The organism is Devosia sp. (assembly GCF_017307495.1).
Classification (GTDB): Bacteria; Pseudomonadota; Alphaproteobacteria; order Rhizobiales; family Devosiaceae; genus Devosia_A.
Genome location: NZ_JAFKHE010000013.1, coordinates 95,393 through 121,426 on the forward strand (window position 1 = coordinate 95,393; position 26,034 = coordinate 121,426).

Genomic DNA, 26,034 nt, shown 5'->3' on the forward strand with positions numbered 1-26,034 from the left:
CCACCAGGCGGCGTATTGATCACCCTACGTTGGTTCCGCAGACCCGTTCGGGCGCGCGGATCAAAAGGGAACACGGTGCGGCGTACCCATCAGGGACCAAATCCGTGGCTGCCCCCGCAACTGTGAACGGCGAGTGCCCTCCGACTATGCCACTGGTGGAAACCGGGAAGGCTGGAGAACACGAGGACCCGTGAGCCAGGAGACCTGCCGACGTGCAGCCGGGCGAAGAGCCCATTTTCATCCGCACGGAGGGTGCAGGTCTATGAATACGCAAATCCAGACCGCGACGGTTGCGTCGCTTTCTGTCTCGCAGCGCGTCATCGCAGGCGTGCTGGCGCTGTTTCTCGGTCTCGTCCTTGTCGGCGGGGTTGGCTTTGCCAGCGACATGGCCATTCACAATGGCGCGCACGACATGCGCCATTCGCTGGGCTTCCCCTGCCACTGAGCCGGAGCGCGATCGGAACGGCCGCTTGCGCTATTTCCGGCCCGAACGCGCGACCAGCTGAAGAACGAGACATCGATGAAACTCTTCCAGCGAATCTTCTTCGCTGCGGTCCTCTCCGGACTCGCAGCCGGCTTGGTCATGAGCGCCGTCCAGCAATGGCGCGTGGCGCCGCTCATCCTCGAAGCGGAGGTCTATGAGACGGCTGCGGCGCCTGCCGAACATGCCCACGACTCTGCCACCCCGGCGGTCCATGAGCATGACGCAGACGCATGGGCTCCACAGGATGGCCTCGAACGCATCGGCTACACCGTGCTCGCCAACATCCTCGCCTCGATCGGCTTTGCCTTCCTGCTTGCCGCCGTCTCGGTCCTCTCCGGCATCCAGATCACCGCGCGCAACGGCGTGATCTGGGGCCTCGGGGGCTTCGTCGCCCTGCAGCTGGCGCCAGCCTTCGGCTTGGCGCCAGAGCTTCCGGGCATGCCGGCCGCCGATCTCGTGGCCCGCCAGGCCTGGTGGGTCGGCACGGCGCTGGCCACCGGCGTTGGCATCCTCGCGATCGCGAGGTTCCGCAACTGGACCGGCATCGCACTCGCCGCCGTACTGATCCTTGCGCCGCACCTCATCGGCGCGCCGCAACTGGCAGGCGAGCACGTGTCCGTCGTCCCTGCCCATCTCGCCAGCGAATTCGCGGCCGCCTCGCTCGCAACCGGCGCCCTGTTCTGGCTGATCGCCGGCCCGCTGCTGGGCTGGCTCAACGAACGCTTCACCCGCGCCGAGGTGACCGCCCTCAAGGGAGCCCACGCATGAACACCCAGAAGATCCCCGTCACCGTGATTACCGGCTTCCTCGGCGCGGGCAAGACGACACTTGTCCGCCATCTGCTCGCCCACGCCAATGGCAAGCGCATCGCGCTGATCATCAACGAGTTCGGCGAACTCGGCGTCGACAAGGAGATCCTCGCCGGCTGTGGCGACGAGACCTGCCGCGAGGAGGACATGATCGAGCTGAGCAACGGCTGTATCTGCTGCACCGTCGCCGACGAATTCATCCCCACCATGCAGCAGCTCCTCGCCCGCCCGGATCGGCCCGACCACATCGTGATCGAGACTTCCGGCCTCGCCCTGCCGCAGCCGCTGATCCGCGCCTTCAACTGGCCCGAGATCAAGTCCGAGGTCACCATCGACGGCGTCATCACCGTTGCCGACGCCGCCGCGCTGAGCGAAGGCCGCTTCGCCAACGACGAGGCGGCTGTCGATGCGCTCCGCTCGGCCGACGCCATGCTCGATCACGAGACCCCGCTGGGCGAATTGTTCGAGGACCAGCTGATCGCTGCCGACATGGTGATCCTCAACAAGTCCGACCTGGTCTCGACCGCCAAGCTCGATACCATCGAGAGCCACCTCAAGGCCGAGATGCGTCCGGGCACCGGCATCGTCCGCGCTCACAACGGCCATGTCGATGTCGCCGCGCTTCTCGGCATGGGCCTTTCGACCGAGGACAACCTGAGCGGCCGCGAGAGCCACCATGAGCTCGAACACGGCGGCGAAGGGCATGAGCACGACGACTTCGATTCGTTCTCGGTCGACCTCGAGGGCGTCACCAGCAAGGATCAGCTCTTGGCGAGCATCGAAGAGACCATCCGCGCGCACGACGTGCTGCGATTGAAGGGCTTCGCCGCCCTCCCGGGCGCCTCGGCCCGCCTCGCCATCCAGGCCGTCGGCCCGCGCGTCACCGCATATTTCGACCGACCGTGGAAGCCGGGGGAGGTTCGGCAGACCGCACTCGTCGTGATCGGCGAGAGCCCCCTCGACCGCGATGCGATCACCGCCAGCCTTCGGCAGGCGGTAGTGGCCGCAGCCTAGCCGACGGCATCACGTCTCCCTCTCCCCGCGGGAGAGGGTCGGGGTGAGGGGTTGGAGTGACAACGATGCATCTTCTCGCGGCGCAAGCCGGGGCATTGCAGCAGGAGGGCGAGGCCATAGACCTCGCCCAGTCGCCGGCGGACATCGTTTTCGCCTCGGCTGCCGACAGCGAACTGATGATGCTCGCCGCCGCGGCAGACCGTGCAGGGGCCGTCGACCTCCGCCTCGCCAACCTGCTGCGCCTGAGCCACAACCTTTCGGTCGACATGTGGCTCGACCAGACCGTGCAGCACGCGCGCCTCGTCGTCCTCCGCCTGCTCGGCGGCGCATCGTACTGGCAGTACGGCGTCGACGAACTTTCTGCCCTTGCCATGCAGGGCAAGTTCCGGCTCGCCCTGCTCCCCGGCGACGCCACCCCCGACCCGATCCTGCAACAGCGCTCCACCATCGCGCCGGAAGACTGGTCGCGGCTGCACGCGCTGTTCACGGCAGGCGGACCGGACAATGCGGATGAGTTGCTCGCAGCGTTCCACGTTTTGGCGGCTTCATCGCCTCCCTCCCCCTTGAGGGGAGGGATCGAGGGAGGGGGTGGTACGGCGACGCACGGTCCGACCCCCACCCCCAGTGCCTCCCCTCAGGTGGGAGGGGAGCTGTCCGACCTTACCCCCAAGCCCTTCCCCCGCTTCGGCCTCTGGCACCCCGCCCAAGGCATGCTCGAGACCCTGCCGCCGTCGCCACACCCGAACGCCCCCATCCTCTTTTACCGCGCCGCCCTCGAGGGCGCCGGCACCGCCACGCTCGAAGCCCTGATCACCGAGCTCGAAGCCCAGCGCCTCAACCCCGTCCCCATCGTCGTCTCGACGCTGAAGGAGGGCGCCTGCATACGTTTCTTGCAAGCGGCCCTTGCCGCGTACCCGCCCGATGTCATCCTCAACCTCACCGGCTTTGCCCTGGGCCTCGATGGCCTCGAGGACAAGCAGAACCCCTTCGCCGGCATCGACGCGCCGGTGATCCAGCTGATCCAGGGCGGCCGCCCCGAGCAGCAATGGGCTGATGACCTCCAGGGCCTGACGTCCAAGGACCTTGCCATGCAGGTGGTCCTGCCCGAGCTCGACGGCCGCCACGGCATGATCCTCGTCGGCCACAAGCAGGAGGCCGTCTGGCACGAGCGCACCCAATGCCCGCTCTCCGCCTACGCCCCCGACCACGCCGGCATCCGCCGCGCCGTGACGCTGGCGAGGAACTGGACGGTACTGCGCAACACGCCGCGCGCCGGGCGCAAGATTGCCATCGTCCTCGCCAACTATCCCATCCGCGACGGCCGGCTGGCGAACGGGGTCGGCTATGACGCGCCGCAATCGACGGTGGAGATTTTGCGAGCGATGGCGAGGGCAGGATATGCGGCCTCCCCCCTCCCAACCTCCCCACTTGTGGGGGGGGCTGGGAGGGGGGAGGCCACAGGCAACGATCTCATTGCCCTGCTCCAATCTGGCCCCACCAACGCCCATCCCGAGCGCGGCACCGGCATCCCGTTTCGCGTCGCTCGCTACCGCGAACTCTTCGCCACCCTGCCGGCGAAGATCCGTTCCGAGGTCACCGCCCGCTGGGGCGATCCGTCGTCCGATCCCTTTGTCCGCGGCGACAACTTCCACCTTCCAGCCCTCGACCTCTGCAACGTCACCGTCCTCCTCCAGCCGGCCCGCGGCTACCACCTCGACGAGACTGCCAGCTATCACGACCCCGACCTCGTCCCCCCGCACGGCTACCTCGCCGCCTATCTCTGGCTGCGCCATGAGTTCGGCGCCCATGCCGTCATTCACAACGGCAAGCACGGCAATCTCGAATGGCTTCCCGGCAAGGCCGCAGCGCTCGATCCGGCCAGTTACCCCGCTGCCCTCTGGGCCGAACTGCCGCAGCTCTACCCCTTCATCGTCAACGACCCGGGCGAAGGCACCCAGGCCAAGCGCCGCACCGGCGCGGTGATCATCGACCATCTCGTCCCGCCATTGACGCGCGCCGAAACCTACGGCCCGCTCAAGGACCTCGAGGCCCTGCTCGACGAATACTACGCCGCCTCCGGCCTGGACCGCCGTCGCCTCGCCGGGCTTCGCAAGCGCATCCTTGATTTCGCCCGCGATACCCGTCTCGACCGCGACATCGGCCTCGTCCCCGACGAGACGGAATCGCTGCGCCGCATCGACACCTTCCTGTGCGACCTCAAGGAGGCCCAGATCCGCGATGGCCTCCACGTCTTCGGCCAATCCCCCATCGGCCGGCTGGAGCGCGACCTGATCGTGGCGCTGGCGCGCGTCCCGCGCGGCGAGGGGGCAGGCGAGGCGTCGTTGGTGCGGGCACTGGCGGATGATCTGAAGCTGGGGCTTGATCCGTTGACGGCAGACTTGGGCGCCGAATGGACTGGGCCTCTGCTCCCCTCCCCCTTGAGGGGAGGGCCCGGGGGAGGGGGTGGTGCAGTCGGCAACGAGATTTCCCTCGCGACCCCCACGCCCCAGCCCTCCCCTCAAGGGGGAGGGGAGCCGTTCCGCACCGTCGGTGACATCGTCGAATACCTCGAAGCTCTCGCCGCTGAACTGGTGGAGGGCGGGGCCCCGGAGCCGGATTGGCACGCGACCCGTGCCGTCCTGGGAACGGTGGTGCACACCATCCGGCCGCGCCTGCGCGCCTCCGGCCCGGCCGAAACCGCCGCGCTTCTCGCCGGCCTCGACGGCCGCTTCATCGCCCCCGGCCCCTCCGGCGCGCCCTCGCGTGGACGGCTCGATGTCCTCCCCACCGGCCGCAACTTCTATTCCGTGGACAACCGTGCCGTCCCCACGCCAACCGCGTGGGAACTCGGCCGGAAATCCGCGGAGAACCTGCTGCTCCGCCATTTCCAGGATCACGGCACGCCGCTCCGCTCGCTCGCGCTCAGCGTCTGGGGAACCGCCAACATGCGCACCGGCGGCGACGACATCGCCCAGGCCCTCGCCTTCATCGGCGCCCGCCCGAGCTGGGATCCGGGCTCGTTCCGCATCTCCGGCTACGAGATCATCCCGCTGGCGAAGCTCGGGCGACCGCGCGTCGACGTGACCCTGCGCATCTCCGGCTTCTTCCGTGATGCCTTCCCGCAGCAGATCGCGCTGTTCGATAAGGCCATCCGTGCCATCGGCGCGCTCGATGAGCCTGAGGACGACAATCCCATCGCCGCCCGCATGCGCACCGACGCGCTCGAACTGATGAAGTCGGGCGCCGGCGATCGCGATGCCGCCCTCAAGGCTGGCCACCGCATCTTCGGTTCCAAGCCCGGGGCCTACGGGGCCGGCCTGCAGGGCCTCATCGACTCCGGCTCGTGGGAAACCGGGGCCAATCTCGCCGAAGCCTTCCTCAACTGGGGCCAGTATGCCTACGGCGCCAATGCCGCCGGTACGCCCGAACGCGACCGGTTCGTTGCCCGTCTCACCAATAGCGATGCCATCGTCCACAATCAGGACAATCGCGAGCACGACCTGCTCGACAGCGACGACTACTACCAGTTCGAGGGCGGCCTCGCCGTCACCGCTGAAGCCCTGAGCGGGCGCAAGCCCGCCGCCTACCACAACGACCACTCCCGGCCCGAGCGCCCCGTCGCCCGCACGCTTGAGGAAGAAATCGCCCGCGTCATGCGCTCCCGCGTCGTCAACCCCAAGTGGATCGACGGCGTGAAGCGTCACGGCTACAAGGGCGCCTTCGAGATCATCGCTACGGTCGACTACATGTTCGCCTTTGCCGCCACCACCGGCGCGGTGAAGACGCACCACTTCGACCTCGCCTTCGAAGCCTTCGTCGAGGATGATGCGACGCGGCAGTTCATCCAGCAGAACAACCGCTTCGGCTACGACGAACTGATCGAGAAGTTCAACGAAGCCCGCCGCCGCGGCTTCTGGACGCCCCGCTCCAACTCCGCCTTCGCCTATCTCGAGGAACGCCCATGACCGACCGTCCCCCCAAGAAGACCGACCTGATGAGCGAGGCGGAGCGTGACGCCTACCACGCCGAGAAGATGAAGAAGAAGAAGGAGGCGCGGAACAAGATCCTCGCTACCAAGACCGAGGAGCGCGGCCTGCTCATCGTCCACACCGGCAAGGGCAAGGGCAAGTCGACCGCCGCCTTCGGCATGGTGTTCCGCGCCCTCGGCCACGGCTTCAAGGTGGGCATCGTGCAGTTCGTGAAGGGCGCCTGGGAAACCGGCGAGCGCGACGTGCTGGAGAAGTTCCCCGATCTCGTCACCATCAACGCCATGGGCGAGGGCTTTACCTGGGACGTCGCCGATCGCCAGCGCGATCTCGCCGCCGCCCGCGCCGCCTGGGAGCAGGCCAAGCGCCTGATCGCCGATCCGCAGTACAAGCTGATCCTGCTCGACGAGCTCAATATCGTCCTGCGTTACGACTACCTGCCTCTCGACGAAGTGCTGGAGGTGCTGCGCAACAAGCCGCGCGACACGCACGTCATCGTCACCGGCCGCAACGCCAAGGATGAACTGATCGAACTCGCCGACTTGGTCACCGAGATGACCGAGATCAAGCACCCCTTCCGCGCCGGCGTGAAGGCGCAGGCCGGCATCGAGTTCTGATCAGCAACCAGCCTTGAGCGAGCGCACCAGCCGGTTCACCACCGGGTCGAGCCTGGTGATATCCGCGGCCGAGTATTGCAGCCGGAAGGCCGCATACTGGCCATCGCAGCCGGCGACCATCCGCTGGTACAGCACGCGCTTGCCCTGCGTGCCCGAAAAGCTCGCCCAGCTCGGCGTGACCGACCGGTAGGTCAGGGTCCAGCCGTCGCCCTCGGCCGAGGCCATGGCCGCCGCGACCGCCGCTTCGAAACTGTCCTCGAGGATGGTTCCGCCCCACGCGGCCAGCTTCGTCGCCCCGTCGCGGAACTCCCGTCCGTCGCCATTGTCGGCTTCCCGCCCCACCGCAAAGCCGGGTGGCACCTCGATGCTGTAGCCGAAGCGGGCGTTGTCGTAGCGTCGCCAGTCGTCGGCGAGGGCCGGGGTCAGCACAAGGACAAGGAGCAGGGCAAGCAGGGCGCGCATGCCGGGAACATCGCTCAACGCACAGCCTCATTCAATCGTCTTGCTGGTCGCGGCGCGCGGGCCGCGTGGCTGCTACACCACCACGATGCCGGAGTGCTTGGCCTTGTACTCCGGCTCGACATGGATGCTGACCTGCGCATGCGGCACCGCCTCGCGCAACCTCGCCTCGATCGAATCGCAGATGGCGTGCGCCGCCTCCACGCTCATGGCGCCGGGCACAACGAGGTGGAAGTCGACGAAGGTCGCCCGCCCGGCCTGGCGGGTGCGGATGTCGTGCGCCTCGATCGCGCCGTCGGCGCTGGCGGAAATGATTTCGCGGATCGTGTTGAGCGTCTCGGGCGCGACGGCCGCGTCCATCAGTCCTCCCACGCTCTGGCGGATCAACTGCCAACCCGACCACAGGATGGTCACCGCCACGAAGGCGGCGAGGATCGCGTCGAGCCGCTGGTAGCCGGTCACGATGGCGAGCAGGACGCCGGCGAGCACTGCCACGGTAGAGAGCACGTCCGTCATCAGGTGCCGGCCGTCCGCCTCGAGCGACAGCGACCCCTGGCGCTTGCCGGTCCGGATCAGCACCAATGCCCATCCGACGTTGATCAGCGTCGCCACGATCGAGACCGTCAGCCCGACCGGGTCGGCCTCGAACGGCCGCGGATCGTTGAACCCGACCCAGGCCCGCTGCAGGATCACGAGCGCCGCGATGCCGATGAAGATGCCGATCACCACCGCCGAGAAATACTCGGCCTTGTGATAGCCATAGGGCAGGTTTGCATCCGCCGGCCGCGCCACCAGGCGCACGGCCACCAGCGCGACAACTGCCGTGACCACGTTGACGACGCTCTCGAGCGCGTCCGAGAACAGCGCGATCGAGCCCGTCGCATAGGCCGCATAGCCCTTGAGCGCGAGCACAAGTAGGCCCACCACGAGGCTCCCCAGCGCGACGCGCACGGTCAGGTTGTCGGACGATGCTTTCATCGGCGCTCCTTACGCTGGCTCTATTGCACTGACAAGTCCATGAATTTGCACGTGATTTTGAGAAGCGTTCGCATCTGGTCGGGGAATCGTTTGACCCGTTCCAGCCTGCCCAATACAACCCATTGAAAGCGCAGCGTTCCTTGACGGACTGAAACTCACGCCTGGTGCGGTCGACCCAACTCGGGGACCAATTCCGGGGCTGCTGATTGGTCGAAGCGAACTCTGCCTCTTGTGCAAAACAGAGGCGAGAATGGACAAATCCCTGATCCTGCCGGCCAAGACCGGCGTGATGTTGTGCGGCCACGGCAGCCGCAACCAGCTGGCCGTCGGCGAGTTCGCCATCCTTGCCGAGCGTCTGCGTGAGCGCCTGCCCGGCGTGCCGGTGGAGTACGGCTATCTCGAGTTCGCCAACCCGGTGATCCACCAGGGCCTCGACCGCCTGCGCGAGACCGGCGTCGAGCGCATCCTCGCGGTGCCGGGCATGCTGTTCGCCGCTGGCCATGCCAAGAACGACATCCCCTCGGTGTTGAACACCTATGCCGCCAAGGCCGGCGTCGACATCACCTATGGCCGGGAACTCGGCGTCGACCTGAAGATGCTCCGCGCCGCCGGCGACCGTATCCAGGAGGCGATCGACGCTGCGCCCACCGAGGTCCCGCGCCACGAGACATTGCTGCTGGTGGTCGGCCGCGGAGCCTCCGACCCCGATGCCAATTCCAATGTCGCCAAGGTCATGCGCCTCCTCTGGGAGGGCATGGGCTTCGGCTGGGGCGAGGTCGCCTATTCGGGCGTGACCTTCCCGCTGGTTTCTCCCGCGCTCGACCATGCCGTACGCCTCGGCTACCGCCGCATCATCGTCTTCCCCTATTTCCTGTTCACCGGCGTGCTGGTGAAGCGCATCTACGCCGCGGCCGACGAAGCGGCCGCGAAGTACCCGCACGTCGAGATCCTCAACGCCCCGTACCTCAACGACCATCCCCTGGTCATCGACACCTTCCTCGATCGCATCCAGGAAATGCTGGTCGGCCAGAACCTGATGAACTGCGCCATGTGCAAGTATCGCGAGCAGGTGCTGGGCTTCGAGGCCGAAGTTGGCCTCGCGCAGGAAAGCCACCACCATCATGTCGAGGGTATCGGCGGCGGTCTCGAGAACTGCCCGTGCAAGGGCGATTGCGACAGCTCCTGCCGCGACGAGGCCTTCTGCAAGGCGCATGGCCTGCCCTGGACGCCGCTGCACAGCCATGGGCATGACCATGCCCATGGCCACCATCACCATGGCCACGTGCATCCGCATACCCACGCCCCGGCACGCCATGCCCTCCTCGCCAATACGGCCGCTCCGGCGATCCGTCTCGGCCCGAGCCACGATCACGGCTATCCCGAGGATCACGGCCACCACCACGGCGATGCCCCGGCGCATCACCACCATCCCTATCCGCACGCCGACCATCCGCACGGCCCGGTCACGCTGCCCAAAGTCCCTGGCCGGCTTGCGCGCGAGGAACAGGAGCGCTGATGCCGCTCTTCGATCGCTACATCGCGGTGGACTGGTCGGCCAACAGTCGCCCCAAAGGTGGCAAGGACTCCATCTGGATTGCGGAGCGCGGCAGCGGAGATTCTGTGCCAAGCCTGAACCCGCAAACCCGCCACGCCGCCATCAGCCACCTGGTCGAGCGGCTAGAAGGTGCTCTCGCTGCCGGCGAACGAAGCTTTGTCGGCTTCGACTTTCCTTTCGGCTATCCGCAAGGGGCGGCGTTGCGTCTGGCGGGTCGCCCCACTTGGGCCGCGCTGTGGGCAAAAATCGCCGAAGCAATCGTCGACGGAGAGGACAATCGCTCCAACCGCTTCGCCGTCGCGGCCCAGTTCAACGCCCAGCTTGGCGATGACGGCCCACGCTTCTGGGGTTGCCCGGTCTCCGCGGCGTCTGACAGTCTCAGCACGCACAAGCTGGCGCGCTTCGACGCCATTGCAGAGTTTCGTGCGGTCGAGAAAGTGGCCAAAGGCGCCAAGTCGACCTGGCAGCTCTTCTACAATGGCTCGGTCGGCAGCCAGAGCCTGCTCGGTATCGCGTATCTGCAACGGCTGCGGGCTCGTTTCGGCGCCGCCGTCGCCGTCTGGCCATTCGAAACCGATTTCGAGCGCCAACTCGCCGCGCCGATCGTCCTCGCCGAAATCTATCCCTCACTGGATGCCCACGACCCCGCTGTCCTGCCGAAGGATCGCGCGCAGGTGCAAGCGCAGGTCGCCCGCTATTCGTCGCTCGATGCCGCGGATCGCTTCGTCCACGCCCTGAGCCTGCCTGAGCCGTTCGAGCCACAGCGTACGACGCTCGCCGGGGAAGAGGGATGGATCGTTGGCGCCGGCCATGTGGGGCTCGTCGCATGACCTACCTCCGCGATCCCGACGCCATCTACGCCCAGTCCTTTGCCACCATCAAAGCCGAGGCCGACCTCGCGCATCTGCCACCCGAACTGCACCCGGCCGTGATCCGCATGATCCACGCCTGCGGCATGGTCGACCTCGCCGCGGACATCGCCGGCGATCCCGCCGTCGCGGCCGCCACGCGCTCCGCCCTTTCCGCTGGCGCCGCGGTCCTCTGCGATTGCGAAATGGTCCGCTCCGGCATCATCCGCCGCCACCTGCCGGCCGACACCGAACTCATCGTCACCCTCAACGACCCGGCAGTGCCGGATCTGGCGAAAACCCTCGGCACCACGCGCTCCGCCGCCGCCGTCGAACTGTGGCGCCCGCGCCTGGCTGGCGCCGTTGTCCTCATCGGCAATGCGCCGACCGCGCTCTTTCACCTCATCGAACTGATCGCGACCGGCGGGCCGCGTCCTGCGGCGATTATCGCCGCGCCCGTCGGTTTCGTGGGGGCGGCAGAGAGCAAGGCCTTGCTGGCGTCCGGTTCGCTTTCTATTCCCTTCCTTACGGTGCTCGGCCGGCGCGGCGGCTCGGCCATCGCCAGCGCCGCCTTCAATGCGATAAGCAGGGATCAATGACCGCCTGGCTGCACATCATCGGGGTAGGGGAGCGGGGGCCGCGCGAATTGCCGGCCTCGTATAAGCTGCTGCTCGGCTACGCCGACACCGTCATCGGCCCGGCCCGTTTCCTCGCCGATCTCGAGCCCGTGTCCCGTCCCAATGCCACGGCCGACCTGTTCAACCCGGAGTTTGTGAGCAAGCGCAGCTTCGAGGCCGTCGCCCGCGCCCTCGCCGGCGAGGAGCCCGACCACTCTCCCGCCGCCAACTATTCCGACGGCCGCACCCTGCTCGAGTGGGAACCGCCCATCGACAACATGATCGAGCAGGTCATGGCTCTGCGCGACAGCCCGACCGTCATCCTCGCCTCCGGCGACCCGATGTGGTTCGGCATCGGCGCCACCTTGACCCGCCATCTTCTGCCCGGCGAGTTCGTCATCCATCCGCATCCCTCTGCCTTCCAGCTTGCCGCGGCGCGGCTGCATTGGCCGCTGCAGTCCGTGGCCGCCATCTCTCTGCATGCCCGGCCGGTCGAAACGCTGCACCCCCACCTCGTCCCCGGCAACCGCATCCTCGCCCTCACCGCCGACCGCTCGACTGTCGATCTCGCCCTCGAGCTGCTCATCGACCGCGGCTATGGCCACAGCCTCATCACTACCCTCGAGAACCTCGGTTCCTCCGAGGAGCGCATCACCAGTGGCGAGGCTGAAACCTTCGACAGCCACGACGTCGAGGACTTCTACGTCCTGGCCATCGACTGCGTGCCCGACTTCACCGCGCCGCTCCTCCCGCCCGTGCCGGGTCTCCCCGACGAGAGCTTCGTCAACGACGGACAACTGACCAAGCGCGAGGTTCGGGCCGCCACGCTCGCCAAGCTGGCTCCGTTCGTCGGCGCGGTCCTTTGGGATGTCGGCGCCGGCTCCGGCTCGGTCGCGATCGAGTGGCTGCGCGCCGCCCGGGACACCAGGGCCGTGGCCTTCGAGAGCGCCGGCGCCCGTGTGCAGATGATTGCCGCCAATGCCGCTTCGCTCGGCGTGCCGCATCTCGAGATCGTCCAGGGCCGTGCCCCCGAGGCATTCGGCAACCGCGCCCCGCCCGATGCCATCTTCATGGGCGGCGATGTCGGCAACGACGACCTGTTCGACGCCTGCTGGGGCGCACTGAAGCCCGGCGGACGCCTCGTCGCCAATGCGGTGACCCTCGACGCCGAGCATGCGCTCTATTCGCGCCACCTCCAGCTCGGCGGTGAACTCACCCGCATCGAGGTTGCCGCCCTCGATCGCGTTGGCGGTCACCGCGCATTCAGGCCGCGCATGGCAGTAACCCAGTGGGTCGTTTCCAAGGCCGTGCACGGCTTCGTGGTGAACCCATGACAGCAAAGACAGCCGGCACCCTGCACCTCGTCGGCGTCGGACCCGGCGATCCCGAGCTCGTCACGCTCAAGGCGGCAAGGCTCCTCGCCGCCGTACCCGTCATCGCCTATCCCACCACCGGCGAGGATTCCGCCCTGGCCCTCGAAATCGCCACCCCGCACCTCAATCCGGCCGCCGCGCGCCTGCCCGTATCGATCCCGATGTCGGTCGAGCGCGGCCCCGCCCGGGCCGCCTATGACGCCGCCGCCGAGGCTATCCTTGTCCACTTGCGTGCGGGCCGCGACGTCGCCTGGCTCTGCGAGGGCGACCCGCTGTTCTACGGCTCCGCCATGTACCTGATTGCCCGCGTCGGCCGCGATGCTCCGATTGCCGTCGTGCCCGGCGTGACCTCGCTCACCGCCGCCGCCGCCGCCGTCGGTCGTCCTCTGGCTGCGCGCAACGAGATGCTGAAGATCCTGCCCGCCCCGCTCGACGACGAGACCCTGCGCGCCGAGCTCGCCGCCACCCCCGCCGCTGCCATCATCAAGGTCGGCCGCCACTTCGACCGCGTCCGTGGCCTGCTTGCCGAGACGGGCCACGCCGATGGCGCCGTCGTCGTCGAGCACGCCACGGGCGCGCGCCAGCGCATTACCCGCCTCGCCGATTTCGCCCACGACGAGCGGCCCTATTTCTCCACCATCCTCTGCTATCGCGGCGATGAAGACTGGGGTCGCCCGTGAACAGGCCCGCCATCATCACCTTCGCCGACACCGGCCTCGATACGGCCACCCGCATCGCCGAGATCACCGACGGCGAAGTCTTCGCCTGCGGTCAGGGCGGCATCGATGCGCTCAAGCTGCTGCCCCGCCTCTTCGCCGAAGGTCGCCCGATCATCGGCGTCTGCGCCGCCGGCATCCTCATCCGCCTGCTCGCATCCAGCCTCGAGAACAAGACGCGCGAGCCTCCCGTTCTCGCCGTCTCGCTCGGCGGCGGCAGCATCGTGCCGCTGCTCGGCGGCCACCGCGGCGCTAACCGACTGGCCCGCGAACTGGCCGAAGAGCTCGGCGGCCACCCGGCCATCACCACCGCATCCGACAGCCTCTTCGCCCATGGCCTCGACGAGCCCCCGCCGGGCTGGGTGCTCGGCACCCCACAGGACGCCAAGCCCGCGATGATGTCGCTGCTGCTCGGCGCCAGGATCCAGCTCGATGGCTACGCTCCGTTCCTCGAGGCGGCCGGCTATCCCATCTCGTCCCTGGGCCAGGTGAAGGTCCTGGTCACCGAGCAGAAGCTGCGCATCGATCGCGGCGTCGTCTATCACCCCAAGACGCTGGTGGCCGGTGTCGGCTGCGAGCGTGGCGCGGACGCCGAGGAAGTGATCGAACTCATCGATCTCGCGCTCGCCCGGCAGAACCTCGCGCCGCAGAGCCTCGCCGCCATCGCCTCGATCGACATCAAGGCGGACGAGCCGGCCCTCCACGCTGCCGCCCGCCACTTCAACGTGCCGCTGCGCCTGTTCTCGGCCGCCGAGCTGAGCCAGGAGCGCTACCGCCTGAAGCACCCTTCCAACTATGTCGAGGAGACCGTCGGCAGCCCCGGCGTCGCCGAGCCCGCCGCGCTCAAGGCCGGCCCATTGGTGGTCGACAAGCTGAAGTCGGAGCGCGTGACCTGCGCTATCGGCAAGGCGCCGCGCCCCATCGATCCTGAAACGCTCGGGCGCCGCCCCGGCGTCCTGCACCTCGTCGGCATCGGCCCGGGCGAAGCCATCTCGCGCACCGCCGCCGCCGTCGCTGCGCTGGAAGAGAGCACCGACTGGGTTGGCTACGGCCTCTATCTAGACCTCGTCTCCGATCTCCGCCGCGGCCAGGAGTTCCATCGTTACGATCTCGGCGAAGAAGAGCCGCGCGTTCGCCACGCGCTGGAACTGGCCGCCGAGGGCAGGGTGGTCGCGCTGGTCTGTTCGGGCGATGCCCAGATCTACGCCATGGCGGCGCTCGCCTACGAACTGCTCGACGCCACCGGCCCGCGCGCCCTCTCCGAGGTCGCCCGCCGCGTCAATGTCGAGACGCATCCCGGCGTCTCCGCCTTCCAGGCCGCCTCCGCCGCCGCCGGCGCCATCATCGGCCACGATTTCTGCTGCATCTCGCTCTCCGACCTGCTCACGCCGCGCGCCGATATCCTCAGGCGCCTCGACGGTGCAGCAAAGGCCGATTTCGTCACCGCGCTCTACAATCCGCGCTCGCAGCGCCGGACCGACCTGATCGAGGAGACCAAGCGCGTCTTCCTCGAGCATCGCCCGGCGACTACCCCGGTCATCATCGGCTCCAATCTCGGCCGCCCCAGCCAGCGTGTCCGCGTCGTCGAACTGGGGGCCTTCGACCCGACCGAGATCGACATGCTCACCATCGTCATCATCGGCGCCAGCACGTCCCGCACCTTCCAGCGCGGCAGCGGCGCCGTCGCCTACACCCCGCGCGGCTACGAGAAGAAGGGAGAGGTGTGATGCCAGAACCTCGCACGTTTGCTCCCCTCCCCCCTGAGGGGAGGGGCTGGGGGTGGGGGTCCGTCGGTGATCTGGGGAGGTACCCCCTCCCTCGTTCCCTCCCCTCAAGGGGGAGGGATGCAGGGGCAGGGCCATCGAGTCAGCCATGACCGTCTATTTCATCGGCGCCGGTCCTGGCGCGCCCGACCTCATCACCGTGCGTGGCCTGCGCCTCATCGAGAGCTGCGAAGTCTGCCTCTACGCCGGCTCGCTCGTCCCCGCCGAAATCGTCGCCTCCGCCCCTGAGGGTGCGCTTGTCCGCGACACCGCGCCGATGCATCTCGACGAGATCATTGACGAGATCAAGAAAGCCGATGTCGCCGGCAAGGATGTCGCGCGGGTCCACTCCGGCGACCCATCGATCTACGGCGCCACTGCCGAGCAGATGCGTCGCCTCGATGCACTCGGCATTGCCTACGAAGTCGTCCCCGGCGTGCCCGCCTTCGCCGGCGCCGCCGCCCGCCTTGCCGCCGAGCTGACGCTGCCCGAAATCAGCCAGACCATCATCCTCACCCGCACTTCCGGCAAGGCCTCGGCCATGCCGGAGTCCGAGAGCCTCGAGATCCTCGGGCAGTCGAAGGCGACGCTCTGCATCCACCTCTCGATCCGCAACCTCGGCTATGTCGAGACCGCGCTGACGCCGAACTACGGCGCCGATTGCCCGGTGGTCATCATCTACCGCGCCACCTGGCCCGACGAGGAAGTGATCTTCACCACTCTCGGCGAGATGAAGGCGCGCGTGCGCGAGGAAAAGATCACCCGCACCGCCCTGATCCTCGTCGGCCGCGTCTTGGGCGAAACCCGCTTCCGCGAATCTCGCCTCTACGACCAGGACTTCGCGCACGTCCTCCGCAACGCCGGAAAGAAGAAGGCGAGGGCTGGGCTGCCATGAAGGAGGCCCCCTCACCCGGCGCTGCGCGCCGACCTCTCCCCCAAGGGAGAGGTGGCGGGGGGGCGCGATTGTGCCGCACCACCTCTCCCTCTGGGGGAGAGGTCGGCCGAAGGCCGGGTGAGGGGGCCTTCTCGAGCTGTCTCGACCTACAGCTTCAGCGCCGCGATTGCCCGACCTACCGTCGGCACTTCGTAGGCTGGAGGCAGTTCCGGCCGGGCGATCATGAATACCGGCAGCCGCAGCCTGAGCGCGGCCTGCAGCTTTGCCTCGGTCTGCGCCCCGCCCGAATTCTTGCAGATCAGGTGGCTGATCCCCTGTTCCTGCAGCAGCGCCAGTTCGCCGTTGAAGAAGAAGGGCGGCCGCGCCAGGATCGACGTGGCGTTGACCGGCAGCTCCCGCTCCGGCGGCTCGATCGAACGGACGACGAAGCTGCAGTCGGTCCGCTTGAGGTAGGGCTCGAGCCGGGTGTGTCCCACGGTCAGGAAGGCCCGCGCGCCCTTGGGCAGCGCCGCCGCTGCGTCCTCAGCCGAGGCGAAGTGCTTCCAGAATGCATATTGCGGCTCGTTCCAGCCCGGTCGCATCAGCCGGACCAGCCTCAGGCCGGCCAGTTCCGCCGCTTTCACCGCGCTGCGCTTGATCTCCTCGGCATAGGGGTGGGTCGCATCGACGATCCGGTCGAACTGTTCGGTCAGGATGTAGTTACCCAGCCCGTCGCCACCGCCAAATCCGCCCACCCGCACGTTACCGGCCGGCAGCAGCGGCTCGCTCGTCTTGCCGGCGAGCGAGGTGGTCACGTCATGGCCAAGCTTGACCAGTTGCGCCGCCAGCAGGCGCGCTTCCTCGGTGCCTCCCAGGATCAGGATCTTCATCGTGCAGTCGCTTTCCCCTACGACCCTCGCGTCACGGCGATCTGCCAATCGCCGAAGACACAGAGCAGCCTTCGTCCATGCCGCTCACGTCCCACTATAGTGGCTAGCCCCAAGATTTTGCAGCACAATTCTAAGCAGTGTGCGAACCGGGACGGATCCCGATGAACGGCCTCGTCATCGCGGCCCCACGCTCCGCCTCCGGCAAGACCACCGTGACGCTGGGCCTTGTCGCCGCGCTGCGCCGCCGCGGCCTTGCCGTCGCCCCGGCCAAGTCCGGCCCGGACTATATCGATACCGCCATCCTCGCCCGCACCGCAGGGCGCGCGGCCCTCAACCTCGACGCCTGGGCCATGTCGCTCCCGCGCCTGCGCCGGCTGGCCTCGGCCCACGCCGCCGATGCCGACCTGCTCCTTGTCGAAGGCGCGATGGGCCTGTTCGATGGCGCTGCCGACAATCGCGGCTCCACCGCCGACCTTGCCGCGGCCCTTGGCCTGCCGGTCATCCTCGTCCTCGACGCCGAGCGCCAGAGCCAGTCGATCGCCGCGCTCGCCCACGGCTTTGCCACCTGGCGGCCGGATGTCACGGTCGCCGGCCTCATCATCAACCGCGCCGCCTCCACCCGCCACGAGGCCATGCTGCGCAGCGCCCTGAGCGCGCTGCCGATTCCTCTGCTCGGCGTGATCCCGAAACGGGAAGTGCTCGTCCTGCCCGAGCGTCAGCTGGGCCTCGTCCTTCCCGACGAAGTGGCCCGCTTTGACGGAGTGGTCGGTGCCGCCGCCGAGGCGATGGAGGACTATGTCGACCTGAACCGGCTCGTTGCGTTGAGCACAGACCTGGCCGCCTCGTCTCCCTCCCCCTCCTCCCCGCAGGGGGGAGGCGGGCTGCCGCCCCTCGGCCAGCACATCGCCATTGCCCGCGATGCCGCCTTCGCCTTCCTCTACCCCCACTGGCTCCGTGACTGGCACGCCGCCGGCGCCACCCTCTCCTTCTTCTCCCCGCTCGCCAACGAGGCCCCCGATCCCGCCGCCGATGCCGTCTTCCTGCCGGGCGGCTATCCCGAACTCCACGGTCAAGTGCTTGCCCGGGCAAGGAGTTTCCACGCGGGTCTCTATGCTGCCCGCGATCGTGGCGCGCTGGTGTACGGTGAGTGCGGAGGCTTCATGGTGCTGGGCCGCTCGATCACCGACAAGTCCGGCATCACCCATGCCATGACCGGCCTGCTGCCGCACGAAACACGCATCGACCGCCCCCGGCGCGTGCTCGGCTATCGCCGGCTGAGCCACGCGAGCCCGCTGCCCTTTCCAACTCGGCTCGCCGGGCACGAATTCCACTATTCCAGCGCCCGCCGCACCCATGGCACGCCCCTGTTCGCAGCCACCGATGCGCTCGGCGAAGCCCTGCCGCCGATGGGGTTGGTCGAAGGACGTGTCATGGGCTCCTACGCCCATGTCATTGATATCGCCTAGCTCTTTTCAGGCTTGCGGATCAGGTACGTGTCCATGATCCAGCCGTTGCGGGCCTGCGCTGCGGTGCGCACCGTGTCGATCTCGTCCATCACTTCGCTCACCTGGCCGGCGACGAGGATCTCGTCAGCCGTCCCCAGGTAGGCGCCCCAGAAGATCTCCGCCTCGTCTCCGGCGAACCGTCGGAACGCCTGATGGTTGTCCAGCATCACCACCGCGCTCGTGAGCCCGTCCGCCTCGCCGGCGCCGACCCGCCGCCCGGTAGTGATCGTCACCGCCTCGCCCACCCGGTTCAGCGTCACCTGGTGCTGCGCCGCCAGCGCCTGTGGCGCCGAAATGCCGGGGATCACCTCGATCGCAAACTCCCAGCCCGCCGCCTGCATGTCCTTGAGAATCCTGAGCGTTCCGTCATAGAGCGTGGGATCGCCCCAGACGAGGAACGCGCCGACCCCGTCCTCGCCCAGTTCGCCAAACATCCGCCGGTATGCCGCTTCCAGCTTGTCCCGCCATTCCTGGACGGCATCGCGATAGTCCGGCGTCCCGGCCTGTCGCCGTGACGGAATGGCGAACTCCACCAGCCGGTAGCGGGGCTCGGTCACGAAGCGTTCGAGCATCTGCTTGCGGATCGCGTTGAGCCCGGCCTTCTCCTCGCCCTTGTCGGGCATGAAGAACACCTGCGCCCGGTTCATGGCGTTGATCGCCTGCACCGTGAGGTAGTCCGGGTTGCCGGCCCCGATGCCGATCACGAGGAGGGTTCGCATGACGTCATCCCTACCGGATCGGCGCGCGACCCGCTATCAGTTCGGCATGACGGCCAGATCGATCATGTTCATGGGCACCGGCTCCGATGTGGGAAAATCCCTGCTCGTAGCGGGACTTGCGCGCGCCTATGCCAATCGCGGGCTGCGCGTCGCGCCGTTCAAGCCGCAGAACATGTCGAACAATGCCGCCGTTACGGCCGATGGCGGCGAAATCGGGCGCGCCCAGGCGCTGCAGGCGCGGGCGGCACGGCGGGAGCCGACCACCACGATGAACCCGGTCCTGCTGAAGCCGGAGGGCGATGTAGGGGCCCAGACTATCGTGCTCGGGCAGCGCAAAGGTTCATACAAGGCCCGGCAATATTGGGCCAAGAGGCATGAACTTTTGCCCCTGGTTTTGGCCGCCCATGCCGAATTGGCCGCCGATGCCGACCTCGTCCTGATCGAGGGCGCCGGCAGCGCGTCCGAGGTCAACCTCCGCGCGGGCGACATCGCCAACTTCGGCTTCGCGCGCGCTGCCGACAAGCCGGTGGTGGTCGTCGCCGACATCCAGCGCGGCGGCGTGATCGCTGCCCTGGTCGGAACCTTCGCCGTCATCGACCCCGCCGATGCCGCGCTGATCGTCGCCACGCTGGTCAACAAGTTCCAGGGCGACCCGCAATTGTTTGACGCAGGCAAGCAATTCATTGCCGAGCGCACCAATGTGCCATGCCTTGGACCCGTGCCGTTCTTTGCCGGCGCGTCCAGGTTGCCGGCCGAGGACATCCTCGCCCTCGACCAGTTGCCGCGCGGCGAGGGCGGCTTCCGCATCGTCGTACCGCGCCTGCCGCGCCTCTCCAATTTTGACGACCTCGACCCGCTTCGCCTCGAGCCTGGCGTATCCATCGAGATCGTCGAGCCCGGCCGTCCATTGCCGCGCGGCGACCTGATCGTCCTGCCCGGCTCGAAGGCCACGCGCGCCGACCTCGCCGCCCTGCGCGCGGAAGGGTGGGACATCGACATCCTCGCGCAGCACCGGCAGGGGACGCGCGTGCTCGGCATCTGCGGCGGCTACCAGATGCTGGGCAGGACGGTGTCCGATCCGGACGGCATCGAAGGCGAAGCCGGATTCTCGGCCGGGCTCGGACTGCTCGATGTGTCCACCACGCTCGGCCCCACCAAGGAACTGCGCGTCGAGGCCGCCACCCATGTCGGGTCGGGCACGCCGATCAGCGGCTACCACATGCATATGGGCGTCACCTCCGGTCCCGGGCTCGACCGGCCCTTCGCGCGTATCGGCAATGCCTCGGATGGCGCCGTGAGTGCGGACGGCCTGGTGATGGGCACCTATCTGCACGGCCTGTTTGCCGCGGATGGGTTCCGACGCAGCTTCCTTGGCGCCGCGGCCCAGGGCTCGACCCTTGCCTATGAGCAGATGGTCGACGAGACGCTCGACGCGCTGGCGGTTCATCTCGAGCGTCACCTCGACCTCGATGCGTTGCTGGAGTTGGCGCGGTGATCGGCTCGATCGCCTCCCTCCCCCTTGAGGGGAGGGACCGAGGGAGGGGGTGGCCCGGTGAGCGCCGTTGGCCCCCCACCCCCAATCCCTCCCGTCAAGGGGGAGGGGAGCCATGATGCACGCCCTCGTCGCTCCCCTCGCCCTGCTCATCGAGCGCCTTGTCGGCTATCCGGATTGGCTGGTGAAGCGCATCGGCCATCCCGTCATGTGGATGGGCGGGTTGATCGCCGTGCTCGACAGGCGGCTCAACGACCGCACGCGGGGCAGGGGGGTGCTGGCCCTGGTGATCCTGCTCGGGGTGACCGCGGCGATCACCGTTCCGCTCACGGCGCTGCTGCGCCCGCTGCCCTTCGGGTTTCTCATGGAAGCGCTGCTGGCCTCGACCCTGCTGGCGCAGAAATCGCTGAATGACGCCGTGGCCTTCGTGGCTGCAGCCCTGCGCCGCTCGCTTCCCGAAGGCCGTGCCGCCGTCAGCCACATCGTCGGCCGTGATCCCGAAGCCCTCGACGAGCCCGGCGTCGCCCGTGCCGCGATCGAAAGCCTCGCCGAGTCCACCTCCGACGCCGTCGTCGCCCCGCTGTTCTGGCTGCTGCTGTTCGGCCTGCCCGGCATCGCGCTCTACAAGGCCGTCAACACCGCCGACTCGATGATCGGCCACAAGACCGCGCGTCACCTGCAGTTCGGCTGGGCCAGCGCCCGCTTCGACGACCTGCTGAACCTCGTTCCGGCCCGACTGAGCGCCCTGCTCATCGCCGGGGCGGCGTTCTTCGTGCCGGAGGCCAATTCCGAAGCCGCCTGGTCGACGGCGCTGCGCGATGCAAAGAAGCACGAAAGCCCCAATGCCGGCTGGCCCGAAGCGGCCATGGCCGGCGCCCTCGGTTTCGCGCTCGGCGGCCCGCGCAGCTACGACGGCGCGCTGGTCGACCTGCCGCGCTTCGGCGAGGGCAGGGCGGACCTCGGGCCGGGGGATATCCAGCGCGCGCTGCAACTCTATCGGTCGGGCCTGAACGTGCTGCTGGTGGTCACGATGGTGCTTGCTGCCCTGGTGTGGCGGCTGGGCTGACCTTCCCCTCACCCGCCTTCGCTTCGCTCAGGCACCCTCTCCCTCAAGGGGAGAGGGAATAGCTGCGGCACCATCTTGCCCCCGGGATACCCCTCTCCCCTTGAGGGAGAGGGGTGGCGCGAAGCGCCGGGGTGAGGGGCAGGCCCTGCCATCTTCAGGCCTCGTGCACCCGCCGCGCCACCCCTGGCTCCGGCGCCACCCCCTTCAGCACCATCGGCAGCCCGGCCACCACGAAATAGGCATCGTCGCAGATTTCCGCGACGCGCTGGTGCGCCGCGCCGGCGAGATCGCGGAACATCCTGGCCATCGCATTGTCCGGCACGATGCCCAGCCCGACCTCGTTGGAGACGAGGATCACCCGGCTCGTCGTCGTCGCCACCAGGGTCGTCACCAGTTCGTCGACCGCGGCGGCGACGTTCTCCTCGGCCATGATCAGGTTGGTGATCCACAGCGTCAGGCAGTCGACGAGAATGGCGTCATGGTGCCTCGCCGCTTCGGCGATCGCCCGGCTGAGCCGCAGCGGCTCCTCGATCGTCTCGAACTGCGGGCCGCGCTGTTCGCGGTGGGCCCGCACGCGCTCGCGCATCTCCGCGTCGAGCGCCTGCGCCGTCGCGAGATAGGCCGGCCGCAGCCCGGCCCGCATCGCCAGCCGTTCGGCGAATCCAGTCTTGCCCGATCGCGCCCCCCCCAGCACCAGCATATGTCCCATCAGCCGCCTCCCGCCATCGCCGCATCGCGTCAAACGCGCGAGGGCCCGTTTCGCGCCCTGCGCCGACATTGTCCGCCTGCGTGCCATGCAGCAAGCGGACTTTCCCGACGCAACGGCGCGCTTATTCTACTTTCGTCTGAAGCCCTTTGGCATTATGGTCCGCGCCGGACTCGGCGGGGCCCGGGTTCGCAAGCCACGAGCGATATCGGCAGGGGGCGCGGACCTCTTCGGCCCGATTTCGCGACAACAAGACAAGCTGGAGAGCGCGCTCGGTGCCTAGGTATTATCTCGGGGTGGACGGTGGTGGCACCAACTGCCGCATTCGCCTTGCCGACGAGAATCTCGTGACCCTGGCCGACGCGGCCGGCGGACGGTCCAACCTGCAGATCGAGGCGGGCGAGCCGGCCTACCGCTCCATCATGGAGGGGACCAGGGAAGCATTCGCGAAAGCCGGCATCGATCATGCCGAAACCGCCAATACCTATGCCTGCTTCGGCATGGCCGGCGGCCGTTTGCCCTCGGCCCGCGAGGCTTTCGCCAACCGTCCCTGGCCGTTCGCCGGGGTGCAGGTCTATGACGACATCGACATCGCCCGCGCCGGCGCCCATGGTGGCGAGGATGGCGCGGTGATCATCGTCGGCACCGGCTCGGCCGCCCTCGCCATGGTCAATGGCCAGCGCCACCAGTGCGGCGGCTGGGGCTTCCAGATCGGCGACCAGATGTCCGGCGCCATCCTGGGTCGCGAACTCGTGCGCTACGCCGTCGAGGCCGCCGACGGACTCGTCGAGGGTTCCCCGCTCACCGAAGCGGTCATCGCCCGCCTCGGCGGCACCATCGATGCGGTGATGGACTGGTCGTTCCCGCAGGACCCGCGCGGCCCCATGCCGGCCGGCAACGGCGCCCCCTCGACCCTGCTCGGGCGCGCCCCGGCCGAGTTCGGCGCGCTCGTCCCGCTGTTCTTCGACTACTACGAGAAGGGCGATCCGGTCGCCCTCAGGCTCATGGCCATCGAGCTTGGCTACATCGACAACTACGTGCGCTGGTTCAAGGCGCGCGGCGTCACCCGCATGGCCGCCGTGGGCGGCTTCGGCACCCGCCTTTATCCGCTCATGATGGAGCGGTATGGCGATTTCATCGTCCGGCCCGTATCCGAGCCGCTGCACGGCGCGGTCATCCTCGCCAAACAGAATTTCGCCTGAGCACGAGCCCATGACGTACCACGACAGGAGCCTGAGTAGCGTGTCCAGCCGCATCATACCGGTCCAGCCCTTCGACTACGTGGTGTTCGGCGCAACCGGCGACCTGACCAAGCGCAAGCTCATCCCGGCCCTCTACCATCGCTTCAAGGACGGCCAGTTCGACGATGCGAGCCGCATCATCGGCGTGTCGCGCACCAAGCTCACCGATGCCGAGTTCCAGAAGCTGGCGCGCGAGTCGATCGAGGCCTTCGTCGAGAAGTCCTACCTCGACAAGAAGACCATCGACCGCTTCGTCTCGATCTTCTCCTACGTGCCCAACGACGTCAGCGACGAGGCGCACTGGGGCGACCTGGGCAAGAACCTGCGCGACGATCCCACGATCGTGCGGGCCTTCTACCTCGCCATCGCGCCCGACCTGTTCGGGCCGACCTGCGAGTACATCAAGAAGAAGGGCTACTATCGCCGCGACGCGCGGGTCGTGATCGAGAAGCCGCTGGGGCACGATCTCGCGTCCTCCATCGCCATCAACGACGAGGTGAGCCGGATCTTCAAGGAAGATCAGGTTTACCGCATCGATCACTACCTGGGTAAGGAGACGGTCCAGAACCTGCTGGCGCTGCGCTTCGCCAACATCCTGTTCGAGCCGATCTGGAACTCCGCCCATATCGACCATGTGCAGATCACCGTGGCCGAGTCGGTCGGCGCCGGCACGCGCGGCTATTACGACGAGTCCGGCGCGCTGCGCGACATGGTGCAGAACCACATCATCCAGCTGCTCTGCCTCGTGGCCATGGAGCCCCCGGCCTCCGACGACGCCAATGCGCTGCGCGACGAAAAGCTCAAGGTGCTGCGCTCGTTGAAGCCCGTCGCCAACGGCGATGTCAGCCGCCTCACCGTACGCGGCCAGTATCGTGCCGGCAGCGTCGAGGGCGTGCAGGTCGCCTCCTACCAGGACGAGCTGCCCGAGGACAAGAAGGGCTCACGGACCGAGACCTTCGTCGCCATCAAGGCCGAGATCGAGAACTGGCGCTGGGCCGGCGTGCCCTTCTACATCCGCACCGGCAAGCGCCTGGTATCGCGCGCCTCCGAGGTGGTGATCCAGTTCCGCAACATCCCGCACTCGATGTTCGACCACGCCGAGGGCGCGCCGCGCCCCAACCGGCTGGTCATCCGCATCCAGCCCGACGAGGGCGTCAAGCTGTTCCTGATGATCAAGGATCCCGGCCCGGGCGGCATGCGCCTGCGCGAGCAGCCGCTCAACCTGAGCTTTGCCGAGGCGTTCCAGGAGCGCACGCCCGAGGCCTACGAGCGCCTGCTGCTCGACGTGGTGCGCGGCTCCCAGACCCTGTTCATGCGCCGCGACGAGCTCGAGGCGGCCTGGCAGTGGATCGATCCCATCCGCAACTCCTGGGACGCCGCCACCGACTCGCCGCAGACCTATACCGCCGGCACCTGGGGGCCCACCGGCGCCATTGCGCTGATCGAGCGCGACGGCCGCACCTGGCACGAGGACGATCATTGAGCGCAACCCGGCGCAATTTCGGCACCAAGGAAGATCTCGCCCTAGCCCTGGCCGAGGCCATTGTCGGACACCTGAACGACGGCATCGAGGCGCGCGGGCAGGCGGTGCTTGCCGTCTCCGGCGGCTCGACCCCGGCGCGCTTCTTCCAGGTGCTCGGTCGCAGCCGCCAGCTCGACTGGTCGCGCGTCACCGTCACCCTCGTCGACGAGCGCTGGGTGCCCGAGACCTCGTCGCGGTCCAATGCCGGCCTCGTCAACGAGAAGCTGCTGCAGGGCCCGGCCGCGACCGCCCATTTCGTGCCGCTGTGGTCGGGCGGGGACGAACCGACCGAGGCCGCCATCGCGCGCACCAACATGGCCATCAACGCCCTGCCGACGCCGTTCGACGCGGTGATCCTGGGCATGGGCAATGACGGCCATACGGCGTCGTTCTTTCCGGGCGGTGATAGTCTTGCCGCGGCACTGACCGGCGAGGGGCCGGCCATTGCCATCCGGGCCCCGGGGGCAGGGGAGCCCCGGGTGACGCTGGTCCTCAGGCGTCTGCTCGACGCCGCGGGGCTCTATCTGCATATCGAGGGGGAGGAGAAGCTGGCGACGCTGGAGCGCGCTTCGGAAGACGGTCCCGTAGAGGACATGCCGATCCGCGCCGTGCTCAGGCAGACCCAGACACCGTTGAATATCTTCTGGAGCCCGTGAGCGACGTCCTGATGGTTGAAGCAGATCGGCACCGCGGCCAGTGAGTGTCATCCCTGCGATAGCGGGGACCCATCTCTCCGCTGGCGCCGGCCGTGCCTTGGATCCCTGCTTTCGCAGGGATGACAGCTGGAATCTGCACCCATC

Annotated in this window: 23 protein-coding genes and 1 riboswitch; of the genes, 18 read left to right on the plus strand and 5 right to left on the minus strand. The window is 68.0% G+C overall.

Features of this window, described 5'->3' with window-relative positions:
* The first annotated feature begins 13 nt into the window (after positions 1-13).
* Positions 14-227: riboswitch (cobalamin riboswitch) on the plus strand.
* Positions 228-262: 35 nt separating this feature from the next.
* From J0I99_RS03825 to cobO, 5 genes are all read left to right on the plus strand, one after another.
* Complete coding sequence (locus tag J0I99_RS03825) at positions 263-445, plus strand: CbtB-domain containing protein (RefSeq protein ID WP_291395963.1); 183 nt, start codon at positions 263-265, stop codon at positions 443-445.
* A 75-nt stretch (positions 446-520) separates the two neighbouring features.
* Positions 521-1,252, plus strand: coding sequence for a CbtA family protein (locus J0I99_RS03830; protein WP_291395964.1), 732 nt, complete (start codon positions 521-523; stop codon positions 1,250-1,252).
* Entirely contained in the window at positions 1,249-2,307 is a 1,059-nt protein-coding gene (cobW, locus tag J0I99_RS03835) for a cobalamin biosynthesis protein CobW (protein ID WP_291395965.1), read from the plus strand. The genes J0I99_RS03830 and cobW overlap by 4 nt, the downstream gene beginning before the upstream one ends.
* A 65-nt stretch (positions 2,308-2,372) precedes the next feature.
* Positions 2,373-6,272 carry a cobaltochelatase subunit CobN gene (locus tag J0I99_RS03840; RefSeq protein ID WP_291395967.1) on the plus strand — a complete coding sequence of 1,300 codons (3,900 nt, stop codon included), beginning with the start codon at positions 2,373-2,375 and terminating at the stop codon, positions 6,270-6,272.
* A complete protein-coding gene (cobO, locus tag J0I99_RS03845; RefSeq protein WP_291395969.1) occupies positions 6,269-6,910 on the plus strand; it encodes a cob(I)yrinic acid a,c-diamide adenosyltransferase in 642 nt (213 codons plus the stop codon). The genes J0I99_RS03840 and cobO overlap by 4 nt, the downstream gene beginning before the upstream one ends.
* On the opposite strand, the gene J0I99_RS03850 is transcribed toward cobO, so the two are convergent.
* Together J0I99_RS03850 and J0I99_RS03855 are read right to left on the minus strand one after the other, a co-directional pair.
* Entirely contained in the window at positions 6,911-7,390 is a 480-nt protein-coding gene (locus J0I99_RS03850) for a hypothetical protein (RefSeq protein WP_291395971.1), read from the minus strand.
* Between the two features lie 54 nt (positions 7,391-7,444).
* Positions 7,445-8,347 (minus strand): cation diffusion facilitator family transporter, encoded by a 903-nt coding sequence (locus tag J0I99_RS03855; RefSeq protein WP_291393192.1) that lies wholly within the window; start codon positions 8,345-8,347, stop codon positions 7,445-7,447.
* A gap of 250 nt (positions 8,348-8,597) precedes the next feature.
* Here J0I99_RS03855 and J0I99_RS03860 point away from each other — a divergent pair, with 250 nt between their 5' ends.
* The 7 genes from J0I99_RS03860 (at position 8,598) to cobM (ending at position 16,114) form a co-directional block, all read left to right on the plus strand.
* Positions 8,598-9,863 carry a sirohydrochlorin chelatase gene (locus tag J0I99_RS03860; protein ID WP_291393195.1) on the plus strand — a complete coding sequence of 422 codons (1,266 nt, stop codon included), beginning with the start codon at positions 8,598-8,600 and terminating at the stop codon, positions 9,861-9,863.
* A complete protein-coding gene (locus J0I99_RS03865; protein ID WP_291395973.1) occupies positions 9,863-10,732 on the plus strand; it encodes a hypothetical protein in 870 nt (289 codons plus the stop codon). The genes J0I99_RS03860 and J0I99_RS03865 overlap by 1 nt, the downstream gene beginning before the upstream one ends.
* Positions 10,729-11,349: a precorrin-8X methylmutase gene (locus tag J0I99_RS03870; protein WP_291395975.1), complete on the plus strand. Its 621-nt coding sequence runs from the start codon at positions 10,729-10,731 to the stop codon at positions 11,347-11,349. Before J0I99_RS03865 ends, J0I99_RS03870 begins: the two co-directional genes overlap by 4 nt.
* A complete protein-coding gene (gene cbiE, locus J0I99_RS03875) occupies positions 11,346-12,701 on the plus strand; it encodes a precorrin-6y C5,15-methyltransferase (decarboxylating) subunit CbiE (protein ID WP_291395977.1) in 1,356 nt (451 codons plus the stop codon). The genes J0I99_RS03870 and cbiE overlap by 4 nt, the downstream gene beginning before the upstream one ends.
* Complete coding sequence (gene cobI, locus J0I99_RS03880) at positions 12,698-13,420, plus strand: precorrin-2 C(20)-methyltransferase (protein ID WP_291395979.1); 723 nt, start codon at positions 12,698-12,700, stop codon at positions 13,418-13,420. Before cbiE ends, cobI begins: the two co-directional genes overlap by 4 nt.
* The gene (cobJ, locus tag J0I99_RS03885) at positions 13,417-15,183 is read left to right on the plus strand and encodes a precorrin-3B C(17)-methyltransferase (protein ID WP_291395981.1); all 1,767 of its coding nucleotides are present in this window, start codon (positions 13,417-13,419) and stop codon (positions 15,181-15,183) included. Before cobI ends, cobJ begins: the two co-directional genes overlap by 4 nt.
* A gap of 145 nt (positions 15,184-15,328) precedes the next feature.
* A complete protein-coding gene (cobM, locus tag J0I99_RS03890) occupies positions 15,329-16,114 on the plus strand; it encodes a precorrin-4 C(11)-methyltransferase (protein WP_291395983.1) in 786 nt (261 codons plus the stop codon).
* A gap of 146 nt (positions 16,115-16,260) precedes the next feature.
* Here the strand turns inward: cobM and J0I99_RS03895 are convergent, their stop codons facing one another.
* Positions 16,261-16,983 carry a cobalt-precorrin-6A reductase gene (locus J0I99_RS03895; RefSeq protein WP_291390845.1) on the minus strand — a complete coding sequence of 241 codons (723 nt, stop codon included), beginning with the start codon at positions 16,981-16,983 and terminating at the stop codon, positions 16,261-16,263.
* A 161-nt stretch (positions 16,984-17,144) separates the two neighbouring features.
* On the opposite strand from J0I99_RS03895, the gene J0I99_RS03900 reads away from it, so the two are divergent.
* Entirely contained in the window at positions 17,145-18,449 is a 1,305-nt protein-coding gene (locus tag J0I99_RS03900) for a cobyrinate a,c-diamide synthase (RefSeq protein WP_291395985.1), read from the plus strand.
* On the opposite strand, the gene cobF is transcribed toward J0I99_RS03900, so the two are convergent.
* Positions 18,446-19,207: a precorrin-6A synthase (deacetylating) gene (gene cobF, locus J0I99_RS03905; protein ID WP_291395988.1), complete on the minus strand. Its 762-nt coding sequence runs from the start codon at positions 19,205-19,207 to the stop codon at positions 18,446-18,448. The two genes, J0I99_RS03900 and cobF, sit on opposite strands and share 4 nt — an antisense overlap.
* 46 nt (positions 19,208-19,253) lie before the next feature.
* Here cobF and J0I99_RS03910 point away from each other — a divergent pair, with 46 nt between their 5' ends.
* Together J0I99_RS03910 and cbiB are read left to right on the plus strand one after the other, a co-directional pair.
* The gene (locus J0I99_RS03910) at positions 19,254-20,702 is read left to right on the plus strand and encodes a cobyric acid synthase (protein WP_291396225.1); all 1,449 of its coding nucleotides are present in this window, start codon (positions 19,254-19,256) and stop codon (positions 20,700-20,702) included.
* Positions 20,703-20,814: 112 nt separating this feature from the next.
* Positions 20,815-21,765, plus strand: a complete 951-nt coding sequence (gene cbiB, locus J0I99_RS03915) for an adenosylcobinamide-phosphate synthase CbiB (RefSeq protein ID WP_367115347.1) — start codon at positions 20,815-20,817, stop codon at positions 21,763-21,765.
* 154 nt (positions 21,766-21,919) lie between these two features.
* Here cbiB and cobU read toward each other — a convergent pair whose 3' ends face one another.
* A complete protein-coding gene (gene cobU, locus J0I99_RS03920) occupies positions 21,920-22,474 on the minus strand; it encodes a bifunctional adenosylcobinamide kinase/adenosylcobinamide-phosphate guanylyltransferase (RefSeq protein ID WP_291395990.1) in 555 nt (184 codons plus the stop codon).
* A gap of 272 nt (positions 22,475-22,746) precedes the next feature.
* On the opposite strand from cobU, the gene J0I99_RS03925 reads away from it, so the two are divergent.
* Genes J0I99_RS03925 through pgl form a run of 3 tightly spaced genes read left to right on the plus strand, consistent with a single transcriptional unit; the run spans position 22,747 to position 25,890 of the window.
* Positions 22,747-23,673 (plus strand): BadF/BadG/BcrA/BcrD ATPase family protein, encoded by a 927-nt coding sequence (locus tag J0I99_RS03925; protein WP_291395992.1) that lies wholly within the window; start codon positions 22,747-22,749, stop codon positions 23,671-23,673.
* A 40-nt stretch (positions 23,674-23,713) separates the two neighbouring features.
* Complete coding sequence (zwf, locus tag J0I99_RS03930; protein WP_291395993.1) at positions 23,714-25,195, plus strand: glucose-6-phosphate dehydrogenase; 1,482 nt, start codon at positions 23,714-23,716, stop codon at positions 25,193-25,195.
* Positions 25,192-25,890 (plus strand): 6-phosphogluconolactonase, encoded by a 699-nt coding sequence (pgl, locus tag J0I99_RS03935; RefSeq protein ID WP_291395994.1) that lies wholly within the window; start codon positions 25,192-25,194, stop codon positions 25,888-25,890. The genes zwf and pgl overlap by 4 nt, the downstream gene beginning before the upstream one ends.
* Positions 25,891-26,034: the final 144 nt, after the last annotated feature.